General features: G+C 70.2%; 12 protein-coding genes. 4 read left to right on the top strand and 8 right to left on the bottom strand.

What is annotated here, in order from left to right:
- The first annotated feature begins 194 nt into the window (after positions 1 to 194).
- Entirely contained in the window at positions 195 to 2,315 is a 2,121-nt protein-coding gene (locus OG521_03470; protein WUW19892.1) for a phospholipase C, phosphocholine-specific, read from the top strand.
- A gap of 193 nt (positions 2,316 to 2,508) precedes the next feature.
- Here the strand turns inward: OG521_03470 and OG521_03465 are convergent, their stop codons facing one another.
- From OG521_03465 to OG521_03455, 3 genes are all read right to left on the bottom strand, one after another.
- Positions 2,509 to 3,723, bottom strand: a complete 1,215-nt coding sequence (locus OG521_03465) for an amidohydrolase (GenBank protein ID WUW19891.1) — start codon at positions 3,721 to 3,723, stop codon at positions 2,509 to 2,511.
- Positions 3,724 to 3,743: 20 nt separating this feature from the next.
- Complete coding sequence (locus OG521_03460) at positions 3,744 to 5,186, bottom strand: MFS transporter (GenBank protein ID WUW19890.1); 1,443 nt, start codon at positions 5,184 to 5,186, stop codon at positions 3,744 to 3,746.
- A 68-nt stretch (positions 5,187 to 5,254) separates the two neighbouring features.
- Positions 5,255 to 5,839 carry a TetR/AcrR family transcriptional regulator gene (locus OG521_03455; protein ID WUW19889.1) on the bottom strand — a complete coding sequence of 195 codons (585 nt, stop codon included), beginning with the start codon at positions 5,837 to 5,839 and terminating at the stop codon, positions 5,255 to 5,257.
- 300 nt (positions 5,840 to 6,139) lie between these two features.
- On the opposite strand from OG521_03455, the gene OG521_03450 reads away from it, so the two are divergent.
- The gene (locus tag OG521_03450; GenBank protein WUW19888.1) at positions 6,140 to 6,820 is read left to right on the top strand and encodes a GntR family transcriptional regulator; all 681 of its coding nucleotides are present in this window, start codon (positions 6,140 to 6,142) and stop codon (positions 6,818 to 6,820) included.
- 378 nt (positions 6,821 to 7,198) lie between these two features.
- Here OG521_03450 and OG521_03445 read toward each other — a convergent pair whose 3' ends face one another.
- Positions 7,199 to 8,041 (bottom strand): IclR family transcriptional regulator, encoded by an 843-nt coding sequence (locus OG521_03445; protein ID WUW19887.1) that lies wholly within the window; start codon positions 8,039 to 8,041, stop codon positions 7,199 to 7,201.
- Between the two features lie 69 nt (positions 8,042 to 8,110).
- On the opposite strand from OG521_03445, the gene OG521_03440 reads away from it, so the two are divergent.
- Both OG521_03440 and OG521_03435 read left to right on the top strand, forming a co-directional pair.
- A complete protein-coding gene (locus OG521_03440) occupies positions 8,111 to 9,061 on the top strand; it encodes an amidohydrolase (GenBank protein ID WUW19886.1) in 951 nt (316 codons plus the stop codon).
- Between the two features lie 71 nt (positions 9,062 to 9,132).
- Entirely contained in the window at positions 9,133 to 10,578 is a 1,446-nt protein-coding gene (locus OG521_03435) for an amidohydrolase family protein (GenBank protein WUW19885.1), read from the top strand.
- Positions 10,579 to 10,625: 47 nt separating this feature from the next.
- Here the strand turns inward: OG521_03435 and OG521_03430 are convergent, their stop codons facing one another.
- From OG521_03430 to OG521_03415, 4 genes are read right to left on the bottom strand one after another with little or no spacing between them, the layout of a single operon-like run.
- A complete protein-coding gene (locus tag OG521_03430) occupies positions 10,626 to 11,468 on the bottom strand; it encodes a poly(aspartic acid) hydrolase (GenBank protein WUW19884.1) in 843 nt (280 codons plus the stop codon).
- Between the two features lie 41 nt (positions 11,469 to 11,509).
- Positions 11,510 to 11,827 carry a DUF4387 domain-containing protein gene (locus OG521_03425; GenBank protein WUW19883.1) on the bottom strand — a complete coding sequence of 106 codons (318 nt, stop codon included), beginning with the start codon at positions 11,825 to 11,827 and terminating at the stop codon, positions 11,510 to 11,512.
- A gap of 6 nt (positions 11,828 to 11,833) precedes the next feature.
- Positions 11,834 to 13,195: a DUF1446 domain-containing protein gene (locus OG521_03420; GenBank protein WUW19882.1), complete on the bottom strand. Its 1,362-nt coding sequence runs from the start codon at positions 13,193 to 13,195 to the stop codon at positions 11,834 to 11,836.
- Between the two features lie 38 nt (positions 13,196 to 13,233).
- A complete protein-coding gene (locus OG521_03415) occupies positions 13,234 to 14,541 on the bottom strand; it encodes an MFS transporter (protein ID WUW19881.1) in 1,308 nt (435 codons plus the stop codon).
- Positions 14,542 to 14,612 lie beyond the last annotated feature (71 nt).

Genomic DNA, 14,612 nt, shown 5'->3' with positions numbered 1-14,612 from the left:
ACGGCGCAAGCCGGAAGCTCGCGTGCCGCCTCGTCGCGCCGAGCGGAGGTGAGCCGGTTCGGGGTTCGAGGTGCGGTGTTGGAATTTCCTGTGCGACCTGTTGGAGGTTCACCGCGATGCAGTACGAAATCCTTCCGCGCGCTACCCGGCGTGATTAGTTTCCCGGCTGTACGACGGAACTCGGGAGGTTCAACTTGACCACAAACATGTCACGGCGACGGCTCTTCGCGGTCGGCGGTGGTGCGCTCGGCGCTGCGGCGGTGGGGTCGCTGCTGCCGCCTTCGCTGCAGGCCGCGATAGCCGCGCAGCCGGCGCATTCGGCGGGGTCCGGAGGCCGCGACGGGCTCGGAGCGATCAAGCACGTGGTGATCCTGATGCAGGAGAACCGTTCCTTCGACCACTACTTCGGGACACTCAGGGGCGTACGCGGCTTCGGTGACCGCAATGCCGTCGAGCTGCCCTCGGGCAAGCCGGTCTTCGAGCAGCCCGTACCGCTGGGCACCTCCGTTCTGCCGTTCCCGGTGCGGGGCGCCGCCGAGACGCAGAAGAAGGACCTCCAGTACATCGGCGCGCTCGACCACTCCTGGAGCGGCGGCGGCAAGGCGTGGGCCGGCGGGTGGATGAACGGCTGGGTGTCCGCGAAGACGGCCGCCACCATGGCGTACTACGACCGCCGTGACATCCCGCTGCACTACGAGCTGGCCGACACCTTCACGGTGTGCGACGCCTACCACTCCTCCATCCACTCCTCGACCAGTCCCAACCGCAACCACCTGTGGAGCGGGAAGACGGGCAACGAGCCGAACGGCAAGCGGGCCGTCGGCAACGACGCGTACGACGAGGGCACGCATCCCGGATACGACTGGGGCACCTATGCGGAGCGGCTGGAGAAGGCCGGGCGCAGCTGGCGTACGTACACGGAGTGGGAGAACTTCACCGACAACCAGATCGAGTTCTTCGCCACCTTCAAGGCGATCGCCCGCAAGGCGCTGGCGAGGACCGGCGGGCACACGTACATGGAGTCGTTCTACGCCGCCGTGCGGGACGCGGACGCGGCAGGGCGGGAGCGGCTGTTCGGCCTGTTGGAGGAGGGCGTCGCCACCCTGGACAAGGCCGAACGCTCCCTCTTCGAGCGGGCGTTGCGCCGGGTGGAGACGGGAACGCTGGCCGACGAGTTCGCCAAGGACGTGGCGGCGGGCACGCTTCCGGAGGTCTCCTATCTGGTGCCCTCCGCCATGGACTCGGAGCACCCGAGCGTCTCCTCGCCGATCCACAGCGCGACGATCGTCTACAAGGTCCTGGACGCGCTGGGCAAGCACCCCGACGTGTGGCGGCACACCGCCGTCATCATCAACTACGACGAGAACGACGGCTTCTTCGACCACGTGCCGCCGCCGGTCGCCTCGCCCGAGGTGACCGAGGAGCAGTGGGAGGGCAAGCCCACCGGTCTCGGCATGCGAGTGCCCATGCTCGTCGTGTCGCCATGGACCGTCGGTGGCTACGTCTGCTCCGAGGTCTTCGACCACACCTCCGTGATCCGCTTCCTGGAGCGCTGGACCGGAGTGCGGGAACCGAACATCGGCGGCTGGCGGCGGACCGTCACCGGCGATCTGACCTCCGCTTTCGACTTCTCGCGAGGGCGTCGCCGGCCCGAGGTGCAGCAGCCGGGCGCCATTCCGCCGTTCAGCGGCCGCTGGTCGCCCAGGCCGCCGCTCGTGCAGCACATGCCCGTGCAGGAGCCGGGTGTACGGCCGGCGCGTGCGCTGCCGTACCAGCCGGACGCTCAGGCGGAGGTGGTGGATGGCGCGGTGCGGGTGACCCTCAGCAACACCGGGCGTTCGTCGGCGCACTTCGCGCTGTATCCGTACGCGGGTGAGTTCCCGGTGCCGCAGCACCGGGACGTGAAGGGCACGACGCGGCTGACGGTGCCCGTCACGGGTGCGTCGTACCGGTTCACGGTGACGGGACCGAACGTGTTCCGCCGCGAGTTCGCCGGGTTCACGAAGGACGGTGCCCCGGCCGGGGTTGCGTCGCGGGTCGACGCCCGTGAGCTCGATCTGCATATCGCGCTGCGCAACACGGGGCGGACGACGCTCACGTTCAACGTGCGGCCGCGCGGATACGTCGAGGAGGCGGACCTGCGTGACTGGACAAGGACCGTGAAGGTCAAGCCGGGGCGCAGCCGCACCGTTGTGCATTCGGCGGCCGACGCACACGGCTGGTACGACCTGGAGGTCACCGTCGAGGGGGACGACACCTTCCGGCGCCGGCTGATGGGGCACATCGAGAACGGTCGGGCGAGCGTCTCGGGCTGACCCGGATCCCGACGGTTGGTCCGGGCGGTTGGTCCGGGCGGTGGGCGCCCCTCGCCACCGGGGGCCCACCGTTCCGGCGTCGGGCCGGGTGAGTCGGTCGAGAAACGGCGTCACGGGTACCTTCGCCCCGCGAGCTCGCGCACCGGGTGTATCGATGCGGGGCTGCGTCCGGTCCGCGTCCGGTCGGTCCCCGTCAGGTGGCCGCCGGGCGGCTCCTGGCCAGGAGCCGCCGACGCTGCTGCGGGTCGCTGGCGAGCTCGACCGCGGTCCAGGCCATGGCGACGGCGCCGTCGAGGATCGCCAGGTCGGCGGCCGGGGTGGTGCCGGCCGCCGCGAACTCGACGGTGTGCTGATGGGCGCCGCCCGTGTCGTAGCCGATCATCGGATGGATGGCCGGGACGACGTGAGAGACGTTGCCCATGTCCGTGGAGCCGCCGAGGCCGGGCTCCTCGTCGAGGGTGCGGCCGAGGGCGGTGACCGCACTCGCGTAGATCTCGCTCATCGCCGGGTCCTGGCGCAGGTCCGCGAACTCGTTGCCCCGGGGTTCGATGGTCACGGACGCGCCGGTGGCGAGGGCGCCCGCCTCGAAGCAGGCGCGGACCCGGGCCTGGACCGCCCGAAGCCGTTCCAGGGTGGGGGCACGCATCTCGAAGTGGGCGGCAGCCCGGTCGGGAATGACGTTGGCCGCCGAACCGCCGTCGGTGATGATGCCGCTCACCACGGTGCTGCCGGGGAGTTGCTGGCGGAGCAGACCAATGGCCGTCTGCGCCACGGTGAGTGCGTCGAGGGCGTTGACGCCTTCCCAGGGCGCGGCGGCGGCGTGTGCTGCCCGGCCGGTGTAGACGACGTCCCAGCCGCTGATGGCGAGGGAGGATCCTCCGACGCTGTCGGAGGGGGCTGCGTGCACCATCATCGCGGCAGCCACGTCGTCGAAGACTCCGGCCTCGATGAGGAGCACCTTGCCCCCGGCGTCCTCCTCCGCGGGAGTGCCGATCAGCTTCACCGTGATGCCGAGCTCATCGGCGACGGCGCCGAGTGCGATCGCCGCGCCGAGGGCGGCCGTGCCGTTGACGTTGTGGCCGCAGGCGTGGCCGAGTCCCGGGAGCGCGTCGTACTCGGCGCAGAGCGCGATGACCAGCTCGCCGGTGCCCAGTGTCGCGGTGAAGGCGGTGGGCAGGGAGCCCGCTCGGCGCTCGACGGAGAATCCGGCGGACTCGGCGAGAGCGGCCACTGCTTCGGCCGACCGGTGCTCCTCGAAGGCTGTTTCGGGGTCGGCGTGCAAGCGGTGGCTGAGCTCCACCAGGCGCGCGCGCCAGGCGTGCGCCCGGTCGCGAACGGTGTCGCGCAGGGCAATGCGGTGCTGAGCCGTGTGGTGCCGGGCGGTGTCCTGCTGAGCGGGGGTGCTCACGGGGGCTCCTTGGGTGGAGGTCAGTACGAGGAGGTCGGCTGGGGTAGGGGGGCGGGCACCTCGGTGCCCGGGAGGGGGGACTGCCTCCGCAGGAGCAGGGCGGAGATTCCGGCGAGTACGCCGCCCGCACAGCACATCCACCAGCCGGTGGTGTAGCCGCCTGTCGCCACGTGACCGGTGACGTCGGAGTGAGCTGCCAGGGCGGCACTGAGCGCGGCGGCACCGACGGCCGCGCCCAGGGACAGTACGAGTTCGTTGATGCCGGCGGCGATCGCGGTGTCGTCCTGCGGAACCGCCTCGACGGACAGGGCCCGGGTCGCCGATTCGAAGACGCCCAGGCCGATGCCGTTGAAGGCGGTGAGGATCAGGAACACGGTGAGGTCGTCGTGGGCGAGCGCCAGCCCGGCGAAGCCGATGGCGGTGGCGACACCACCGGCGAGAAGCGTGGCGCGGTCCCCGATGCGGCGCAGCGCGAAGGGCGTCAGGGACGACGCGGTGATCCCCGCCGCGATGAAGGCCAGCAGAGCCCAGCCGATGGCGTCGGAATCGAGCCCGAACCCGTACCCGCCGGAAGCCGGATCCGCTGCGAGGAAGGTCGCGTTGACGACGATCGAGCCGAGTGTGGAGAAGGCGAGGAAGAAGGTCACCACGCTGAGCACCGCGATCCGCCGGTTGCGGAAGACCCGGACGTCCACCATCGGACGGTCCGTGCGGAGCTCGGCATACGGCCACAAGGCGAGGGCGGCCAGCCCGACGGCACCGCTGAGCAGGGTGGCGGCCGAGGTCCAACCCCAGGCGGAGCCCTGGGAGAGAGCGAGGACGACTCCGGCCAGGCCGACGGTGAGCAGGCCGAAGGCCGTCATGCTGAAGCGCTCGGCGGAGGGCCGGGTGTCGGCATCCGGCATCACCACGCAGGCGACGAGGCCGAGGACACCGGCGGCGACGCCCACCCACAGGCCGTGCCTGGCATCACTCGCACCGAAGACACCGGCCACGATCCCGCCGAACCCGGTCGCCAGGAGCAGCGCGCCGACGAGGATGCCGATGCCACGGCGCGAAGCCTCGTCACCGGCCCGGTTGCGCAGGATTCCGATCATGAGCGGCATGAAGCCGACCACGCCGCCCTGCAGGACGGCGCCGAGGAGGAGCAACGGCAGGGTGGGCCACAGGGCCATCAGCAGTGAGCCGACGGTGACCATGCCGACGGACAGCCGCAGGATGCGCCGGTAGCCGTGGCTGTCACCGAGGCGGGAGAGCACCGGGGTGAGAACGGCCATGCTGACCGTCTGGACGACGTAGATCCAGCTGATCTGGGCGGAGGTGATGCCGCTGCGCACACCGATCCCCGGAAGCAGCGGCGAGAGGTACTGCTGAGTGAAACCGCTGGTGACCTCCACCAGCACCATGGAAACGAGCAGCGTGCGTACGGGGTCGACAAGTCGACTCGATGCGGATCCGGGCATGGCTGGGGATACCTCCGGGGCAGGCGTACGGGCAAGGGGGTGCCGTCGGCACGGCGGTGGGTGGTCCGTCAGCGTGCGGTGCGGGGACGGATCCTGGGCACTCGGCCCGTCATCACGAGGTCGACGAGTTCGTCGACCTGCTCAGGCAGGAAAGCGTCGGAACGGACCTCGGTACGGAACATGGCGACGCCCGACCAGGTGTCGATCAGAAGGTCCGCATCCACGTCGGCCGGGATGTCGCCGCGTGCGATTCCGCGCTGGATCACGGTTCGGGCGTTCTGCCGGCGCGGCAGCAGCACCTCGTGCCGAAAGCGCTCCATGACCGAGGGGTCACCCATGTTCGCCCAGAGCGCGGGGAGGATCGCACCCCCTTCACCGCGGACGTCCCTCAGCACCATGTCGAGCAGGGACCTCAGCTCAAGGCGGGTGTCGCCGTGATCAGGCACGGCTTCGACCCGTGCCTGCGAGATCAGCAACTCACCCACCAGTGCCGCCTTGTGGGGCCACCGGTGGTAGACGGTCTTGCGGGTCACACCCGCCAGAACCGCGACCTTGTCCATCGTCAGTTCCAGATAACCGAGCTCGGCCAGCAGGGTCGCTGCGGCGTCGAGCACCTTCCGGTGCACCAACTCGGCGCGGGGACTCTTGGTCATGGTGTGCGGGCTCCGAACGCCTGACGGTTCGGGCGCGGGATGGGGACGCCCTCGATGAGCACAACCTACGGAGACCTATGCAGCACGTCAACGAGTGAAAGGAAACATTCTGTATCTCTTCGTGGACGGTGATCCTGCCCTGTCATCTGCATCTCTGCCCGTGAAAAGGAAACACTGTGTCTACGTTGCCCCGGCCAGCGGTCCCCAGAAGGCTCTACGTGCCGGCAAGCGCGATGAGTCGGCGGGGGAAAATTAACGATAATTTCAAGGAGTGTCGTTCATCTGCTACGGTGTGTGGTCATGGCTGGTGAAAAGGCAACAAGGGGCGGCGTCGTCTACGCGCAGATCCGCGAGGACATCTTCCAAGGGGTGTTCGAGCCGGGGCAGCGGCTGCGCCTGGTGGAGCTGTCCCAGCGCTTCTCGGTCAGTCAGTCGGTCGTGCGAGAAGCTCTCACCCGCCTGTCCGAGCAGGGGCTCGTCCACGCCGCACCGCAGCAGGGCTTCAGCGTGGTCACGGTGTCGCTGGCGGATCTGAACGAACTGACGGAGGCCAGGGTCGAGATCGAGACCCTGGTCCTGCGCCGGTCGATGGAGCGCGGTGGCATCAAGTGGGAGTCGTCCGTCGTCGCGGCCCACCACCACCTGGCCGGCACCGCCGGGGTACGGGACGACGGAACCCTGAACAGCGACTGGTTCCCCGTGCACGAGCGCTTCCACCAGACCCTGCTGGAAGGGTGTGGCAACGCCCGGCTGCTGGCCGCCGCCCTCAGCCTGCGGGACGCGGCCACGCTCTACCGGCGCTGGTCGTGGCCCGTCGGCCACGACACCGAACGCGACGTCGCAGGCGAACACCAGGCGCTCGTCGATGCCGTGCTGGCCAAGGACGCCGACGCGGCGGTCGAACTCCTCGCCCGGCACATCGACCGCACCTCCGAGGCCCTGCGCACCGTGATCGAGGAAGAGCCCGACGCGGTCGCGTAGCCGTACCGAACCAGGCCGTACGTAGTCCCGGTGGTACCGCCCGAGTTCCTCGCCCAGGTGCATCGGCGCGCCCCGAAGCGTGGTGGGTTCCGAGGGCAGGGCACGGCTTCCGACGGCAGCCGTAGGGCAGTGGTCCGGAGGCACCCCGCGCGGCAACGCAGCGCACGCTGCTCTCACGACGGCAAGGACGGCGTCATGACGGTTCACCACGATCCCGCCCCCTCCGGCTGGATCCGCCGGCTCGCCCCCCACGCGTTCGGCTGGTGGGATCTCTGAGCTCCGGCCCGGAGGACGGCACATGAGGACGAACCGGGTGGGCGGACCCTTTGCCCGGTACCGGAGCGGCGGCACAGGCTCCAGCCCTCCTGCGTGCTTTCGTCACGGCGAGGCAGGGGAGCCGCCGGCACGAGCAGCCCGGTGTCCTTCCTCCTCCAGCCGACGGGAGATCGCGCGGGCGGTGGCCCGCACCGCCGGGCTGTAACCCGCCTCCGCGAAGCCGGTACTGGGCGCGACGACCGACAACGCCGCCACCACCTCGCCGCCGTCCCGCACCGGCGCGGCCACGGTACTCACGGGCCAGGGACGACTCTGCCGGCCGAAAGCGTGATCACCGCGCCGTACCTCGGCGAGCATGCGGCGCAGGTCGGCGGAGGTGGAGATGCCGTCATGGCCGTTCCCGGGCTCGTACGTGTCGATGGCGTGGTCCTGGACGGCCGCCGGAGCGAAGGCGAGCAGCACCAGGCCGGCGCCGGTGGCCGCGAGCGGAAGCCGGCCTCCCACGCGGTACTGCACCGGGCTGGCGTCGAGCGCCGAAAGCCGTTCGACGAGCAGGGCCTCCTGCTGCTCGCGCACGGCGAGCAGCACGTGCTGTCGTGTGACGTGGAAGAGGTCTTCCATGAAGGGCATGGCCACGGACCGCAGCCCGTGGCCACGCGGTGCCAGGGACGCCGTCTCCAGCAACCGCAGCCCCACGACGTAGCGCCCGTCGTCGAGACGTTCCAGCGCACCCAGACGGACGAGAGCGCGGGCGAGTCGCAGCGCACTGCTGCGAGGCATGCCGGCCCGCTGCGCCAGGCCGGCGAGAGACAGCGCCCGGTGGTCGCTGTCGAACGCGTTGAGCAGGGCGAACGCCCGGTCGACGACCGGTTGGCCCTCGGCCGGCTTCTTTCCGCGCCGTGGCCGGGTGCCGCTGTCGGAACCCGGCGTTTCATTGATTGGCATCACTCATTCCATCCTACGGTCACGTTCCTACGCTGGTTCGGGTACGGACCCGCAACCCAGGGAGCCCCCATGACCCCGACCGGTCTCGTCGACGTCCACGCCCACTTCGTCACCGACGGCTATGTCGCCGCCGCCCGGTCCGCCGGGATCGAACACCCCGACGGAATGCCCGGCTGGCCCACGTGGAGCGTCGAGCGGCACCTCGACCTGATGGACCGCTCGGGCACCGAGAAGTCCTACCTCTCGATCTCCTCACCCGGCGTGCACTTCGGGAACGACGACGCCGCCCGCGCTCTCGCGCGTGAGGTCAACGAGTTCGGCGCCGGGGTCCGCAGCGAGCGTCCGCAGCGGTTCGGTCACTTCGCCTCCCTGCCGCTGCCCGACGTCGAGGGCTCGCTCGCCGAAGCCGCCCACTCACTCGACGTGCTCGGTGCGGACGGGGTGGCCGTGGAGACCAACCACCACGGCGTCTACCTCGGCGACCCGCGCTTCGAACCGCTGTGGGAGGACCTCGACCGCCGCGGAGCCCTCGTCTTCGTCCACCCCACCTCACCGCCCCACGCCGACGATGTCGCCCTGGGCCGGCCCCGGCCGATGCTGGAGTTCCTCCTCGACACCGCCCGCGCCGCGAGCGACCTGCTCCTGCGCGGAGTGTTCACCCGCTTTCCGCGGATTCGCTGGGTGCTGACCCACGGCGGGGGAGCGCTGCCGCTGCTCGCCGACCGCATCGACATGTTCGGCGCCGTGTTCCGCGACGGCTCCACGGACGCGCCCAGCGCCCTGAAGGAGCTCGGCCGCGTCTGGTACGACATGGCCGGGACGCCCTTCCCGCGTCAGATTCCGGCCCTGGACGCCGCGTTCGGCACCGAGCGCCTGCTGTACGGCAGCGACTACTGCTGGACACCTGCCGAAGGTGCGCTCGCCCAGGTCGCGTCCGTCGACGCGGCGGCGCAGCCGTCCGCCACCGACACCTGGCGGGACCTCACCACCCGCAACGCGCGCCGGCTGTTCACCGGGTGACGGCCGCCCGAAGGCCGTAGCCGCAAGCACTGAATCGTGAGGACACCGTCGTGATGACACCAAGGAGAAGCATGAGCAGGTACGTCGAGCCGTCCTCGGTCAACGGGCGCGTGGTGGTCAGGGATGTCACCGTGGTCGACCCACTGGACGGGCGCCGCACCCCCGGTCAGGACGTGGTGGTGGAAGGGGGCCGGATCACGTCGGTGACGGCGACCGGCGCACCCGCCACGGACGCACACGTGTTGGAGGGGCGGGGCCGGTTCGTCGTTCCGGGATTCATGGACATGCACATGCACGCCCTGAACACTCCGAAGGACGTCGACGGCACGTATGCGCTGATGCTCGCCAACGGGGTGGTCGGCTTCCGCCAGATGTCGGGGAACAGGGCGCTGCTGAAAGCCAGGAACCAGGGCACCCTTCCGCAGTCGGCCGGCGCCCCCGCGCTCAAGGCGACGGCCGGTGACCTGCTGACCCCCCTGAACGCGAGCACCGCCGACGGCGCGGTGCAGGCCGTGCGCGAACAGCACCGGGACGGCGCCGACTTCGTCAAGGCGGGCATGACGACCCGGGACACCTTCCTCGCGGCCCTCCAGGAGGCGAACCGCCTCGGGATCCGCCTCGGCGGCCACCTGCCCGCCGACCTCGACCCCCGCGAGGCCGCGCGCGCCGGGGTGTGGTCGGTCGAACACCTCGGCCCCGGTGTCACCGTGTTCGCCGCGGCCTCCTCCAAGGAGAGCGAGGTCCGCGCCGGCAACCCCACCCGCAAGCTCCCGCCGATCCCCAGGATCAAGATCCCCGGCGCCGAGAAGCTGGCGATGAAGCTGATCAAGGGCATGGTCACGAACCCCGCGACCAGCACGTCCGAGGTCGAAGCGCACGCCTACGACCTGGCCGACGGCTCCTACGACCAGCGGAAGGCCGAGGAACTGGCGGCCCTGTTCGTCGAACACACCACCTGGCAGTGCCCGACCCTGATCCGGGTCCACACCCAGCAGTTCGGTGACTCGCCGGAACACACCGAGGACCCGAGGCGCCGGTACATGGCTCCCGAGGAGCTGCGCACCTGGGACAAGTCGGCGAAGAAGTTCTCCAGGCTCCCCGACGTCACCCGCAACGCCCTGCGCAACCACTGGGACGCGCAACTGCGGATGACCAAGACCTTCGCCGATGCCGGAGTGCCGATGATCGCGGGAACCGACGCGTGCGGGGCCGCGGGAATCATCCCGGGCTTCGCCCTTCACGACGAGTTCGGCCACCTGGCCGAAGCCGGGCTCGACCCTCTGACCATCCTGCGGATGACGACGACCGAGCCGGCCCGATTCCTCGGCGAGGAAGGCCGGTTCGGCCGGATCGCGCCCGGCATGCCCGCTGACCTGGTGCTCCTGGACGAGGATCCGCTGGAGAGCCACACCGCCCTCCGCGCGATCGCGGGAGTGATGAGGGATGGTTCCTGGTGGTCCCGCGCCGACCTCGACGCCGTACTGGAGCGCATCGCCGCCGAGCCCGGCGCCCACTGACACGGTCCCGGTGCCGATGACCGCGGACAGCGCTGAGGCCCTGCTGCTCACGTGTGCCGTGAGCTCGCCGGCGCCGCGATCTGGCCGGACAGGAAGGAGAGCACGGCCGGGATGACGGCGACATCGCTGTGTCCGGCGTCGCTGACGACGTCCAGTCGTGTGGCGATGCCGTGCCGGTCCCAGTTCTCGCGCAGTTCGCGCAGGCGGTCCATGCGGCTGCCCGGTTGTTCCGCACCCTCCCAGACCTCGATGTGGGTGTCGTGTTCCCCGATGACGAGCTGTACGGGTACGTCAGCCATGGCCGTGGGGTCCGGAGCGACACCGAAGAGCTCCGTGCTGTCGGCGGTGCCCCGCCACCAGCGGGTTTGTTCGTCGAGGAGGGTGGTGCGGCCCGGAGCGCCCACGGAGAGCGAGGCCAGGCTGTGGGGGTGGAGGTAGAAGAAGCGGTGCGCGAACTGGCCGCCGCCGGAGAAGCCGTGGAGGTGGAAGCGGTCGGTTCGGATGTGCCACCGGCCGGCCGCCTCCCTGATCATGTCGAGCAGGAGAAGGTCGGGCCGGATGCCCGGCTCGGTGAAGAATTTGTAGCTGTCGAGGTCGTTGGGGCCGGTGAGTCCGGCAGGGAACAGCGGGGCGAGGACGACGCAGTTGTGTTCCTCGGCGAAGTCGGCGAAGTGGTCGCGGACCCGACCGACGTTTCGGCGGGTGCCGTGGACGGCCACGACGAGGGGGCAGGGTTCACCGGTGTTGCTGTGGCCACGGGGAACGTACAGGCAGTAGGAGACGCGCGGGTCGCCGGCGAGCGCGAACAGGGGCGTGGACCCGGTGAGGAAGAGCTGTGCGGGGTGGTCGGGAGGCAGGTGCCAAGGGGAAAGGGGACGTTCGGTGGGCATGGGTGCGGCTCCGGAGTGCGTGAGGAGGAGGGCGGGCAACGTCAGGGGGCCGCGGGCAGCTCCATGTCCATGAGCGGGGCGTACTGCTGGCCGGCGTAGCAGTCGGTGTCGTGGAGGTCGCCCTGAACGGTGGGGCGGGGCAGGGAGACCTTGACGGCTAGTGCGCCGGGGTGGTTGACGACGAGGATCCGATCGGGATCGGTGCCGTAGAGGGACGCGAAGAGGTTCCTGCCGAGGAAGCCGGTGGCCACCAGTGCGTCGTAGGCGGCCCGGTCGTGGCACATGAAGTCGAAGGTGAGGGTGAAGGGTCCGGCGTTCTTGGAGCGGACCAGGGAGCAGTAGTCGAGCAGGGTGGCCATGGGGTTCTACAGCTCCTCGGTGGTGGTGCGGAACAGCTCGGTGGGCGTGATGCCGGTGGCGACGTGGTTGAGCGTGAAACGGTAGAGCGGTCCGCGGTCCGTCTCGGGGGGCGAATAGGGGTAGGCGAGGGTGGAGACCAGTCCGTCGTACTCGGCGATGGGCAGGTGGCTGCTGGCGTGGGCGACGAAGGTGGCGACGGCGTGGGCGGTGGCCTGGTCGGGGGCGGTCACCGTGATCAGTACACCGAGTTCGCGGGGCCGGAGCGGCTCGGGCTCCGTACCGGTGAGGACGGCCCCGCCGCCGTAGAGGCGGTAGTCGATGTCGACGGAGGCCGGATCCACCGAGCCTTCGAAGACGTCGAGGATCTTCGCGTCGAAGTACTGCTGGGCGAAGGGCAGGAGCTTGGGCAGGGCGTCGATGACGACGCGGTCGCGTACCCCGCCGATGATGACGGTCTGATAGCCGACGAGTTCGGCACCTTCGAGCTTGTTGGTGTAGCCGTCGGCGGGGAGGTAGCGGGCGCCCCTGACGCGGACGGTCTGTTCGTCCACCGCTTCGTAGGTGGCGTCGGTGGTGTCCAGTACGCCTGAGGGTTCGGCTATGTGGAACGGGTCGGCGTTCTCGTACAGGGTGTGGGCGGCGACCGAGCGGGGTGTGAGCCGGGTGCCGTCGGCGAGGGTGGTGACATCGAAGTGGTCGTCGCGCAGCGTGGCGAGCAGGCCGTTGGCGGACGGCGGGACGGCGCAGGCGGCGCCGCACTCGATGGTCTTGGCCAGGTGCCAGGCGAGACCCGGATCGGCGCCTCGCAGGTGGGGGAGGGCGGCGAACAGGGCGGTGTCGGATGCACGGCCGGCCAGGATGACGTCGCAGCCCTGGACGAGCGCTTCCTGGATGGGTTCGACGCCCATCATCGCCACCGTGTGGCTGCGCCCGAACAACTCCCGGTCGATCTCGGGTGCGTTGGCGAGCGGCCGGATGCGGCCGGCGTCGTAGAGGTCCCGGAGCCGGTCGGCGGGCTGGTCGGAGTAGATCAGTCCGAGTGTGAAGTGCAGGTTCTCCTCGCCGGCGATACGGCGGGTGAGGGCTGCTACTTCGTCGACGCCGACATCGCGTCCGGAGGTGCCGCACGAACCGATGACGAGCGGCACTCCCAGCTCGTCGCGGGCCTTCAGCAGGAGCCGCAGGTCGCGCGCGACGGCCTGGGCCGAGAGCTTCGGCGTACCGGAGCCGAGGGCCGCGGGGCCGGAGTCGGTGGACCCCGCGTCGCAGGCGATCACATGGGGACGGGCTGCGACGCCGCGACGGAACGCGTCCGCGTCGAAGCCGGCGCCCAGTGCCCCGGTCGGGGCGAGGATGCGGAATTCCATGGGGTCAGGACCTTTCGTTGTACTGGTGGAGCGGTTCCTCACGCCGTACTCCGGTCGGGAGTCCGGCGGGCCAGCAGGGTGAAGACGGCGAAGGTGACAGCGGCGAAGGCGGCGGCGTTCAGCATCATGAAGCGCCAGCTGGTGAGGTCCACGGTGATGCCGAGGATCGCCGGGCCCAGGGCCATGCCGGCGGAGGAGGCGATGGTGTAGAGGGCGGTGTAGGTGCCGAGCACCTTCTGGGTCGGGGCCAGGTCCCAGAGCGCGACCAGCGCGTTGACCGCGAACGAGGCGTAGCCGATGGACGAGAGGACCGTCGAGACGACCGTCCCGGGGACCGTCGGGACGGCGAAGCCGACCAGGAGGCCGACGATGAAGAGCCCGACGCCGTAGCGCATGGCGCGCAGTTGCCCGAGCCGGTCGGAGCCGTAGGCGAGCGGCAGCACGCACACCAGGAAGGCGATGGCGCCGGGAAGGGCGAGCCCACCGGCCTCGCCGCGGGTCAGCCCGAGCACCTCGGTGCCGTACGGCGTGTTCAGCGAGCGCAGCGCGGTCCACATGCCCGAGAAGCAGAAGATTCCGATCATCAGCAGCACCGTCGGGCTCGAAGGGCTGCGCACCGCGTCCCTCAGGACCGCCCAGGGAGAGGCGAACTCCGGTGTTTCCTGGCCGCCGTCGGTGGGTTGCTCGGGCAGGACGGACCGCTCGTGCCGGCGGCCGAGGAACATCCATGACAGCCCGAGCATGACGAGCATCAGGACCGGGGGGATCGCGAACGCCAGGTGAAGGCTGCGGTCCACGACCAGCAGGCTGATCAAGGACGAGATGATGATGGTCAGGCTGACACCGGCCTTGATGAACCCCTGGGCCCTGCTGCGGCTGCCGGCGGGGACGTAGTCGGATATCAGCGTCTCGGTGACGCCCTTGAAGGCGTTGGCGACCAGGGCGAACCCGACGACGCACACCATCAGTACGGGAAGACTGCCCGCCCAGGGGATGAGGACGAACGGGACCGTGGCGATCACGGCGCCGATGAGCACGATCGGCCACCGCCCCGCCCTGCGGCGTACGAGCCGGTCGGAGAGGAACCCCACGGACGGCTGGGTGAAGATCCCCAAGGAGTGGTCGAGACCCATGATCAGACCGATGACGCCGGCCGACGCGACGTAGTGGCGCAGTTGCTCGGGGACCTGTGCGTCGTAGAAGTTCCAGACCGATTCCTGGGCGAAGACCGCCAGGGTGACCCACAGCACCGCGCTCGCGCTCATCCGTTTCCCGGGGGCGGGCGCGGGCGGCGCGAGGGTGGGTGTGCCGTCCGTGGCGGTCGCGTCCGGGTGGTGATGCAGCATGGCGGCTCCTTGCCATATGCTATAGCAACAAGGGGATACGAGTGCGCCGACCATCGTCGTCGTTCGATGGG

Source organism: Streptomyces sp. NBC_01463, assembly GCA_036227345.1.
In the GTDB taxonomy this organism is placed as follows: Bacteria; Actinomycetota; Actinomycetes; order Streptomycetales; family Streptomycetaceae; genus Streptomyces.
Note: the sequence above shows the minus strand (reverse complement) of the source record. Positions and strands in the feature narration are given on the sequence as shown.

What these genes read in the sequence shown, in the direction of transcription:
- OG521_03460 (WUW19890.1), bottom strand. Translation starts at nt 5,186, where the DNA reads ATGCCCGGATCCGCATCGAGTCGACTTGTCGACCCCGTACGCACGCTG.
- OG521_03455 (WUW19889.1), bottom strand. Translation starts at nt 5,839, where the DNA reads ATGACCAAGAGTCCCCGCGCCGAGTTGGTGCACCGGAAGGTGCTCGAC.
- OG521_03450 (WUW19888.1), top strand. Translation starts at nt 6,140, where the DNA reads ATGGCTGGTGAAAAGGCAACAAGGGGCGGCGTCGTCTACGCGCAGATC.
- OG521_03445 (WUW19887.1), bottom strand. Translation starts at nt 8,041, where the DNA reads ATGCCAATCAATGAAACGCCGGGTTCCGACAGCGGCACCCGGCCACGG.
- OG521_03440 (WUW19886.1), top strand. Translation starts at nt 8,111, where the DNA reads ATGACCCCGACCGGTCTCGTCGACGTCCACGCCCACTTCGTCACCGAC.
- OG521_03435 (WUW19885.1), top strand. Translation starts at nt 9,133, where the DNA reads ATGAGCAGGTACGTCGAGCCGTCCTCGGTCAACGGGCGCGTGGTGGTC.
- OG521_03430 (WUW19884.1), bottom strand. Translation starts at nt 11,468, where the DNA reads ATGCCCACCGAACGTCCCCTTTCCCCTTGGCACCTGCCTCCCGACCAC.
- OG521_03425 (WUW19883.1), bottom strand. Translation starts at nt 11,827, where the DNA reads ATGGCCACCCTGCTCGACTACTGCTCCCTGGTCCGCTCCAAGAACGCC.
- OG521_03420 (WUW19882.1), bottom strand. Translation starts at nt 13,195, where the DNA reads ATGGAATTCCGCATCCTCGCCCCGACCGGGGCACTGGGCGCCGGCTTC.
- OG521_03415 (WUW19881.1), bottom strand. Translation starts at nt 14,541, where the DNA reads ATGCTGCATCACCACCCGGACGCGACCGCCACGGACGGCACACCCACC.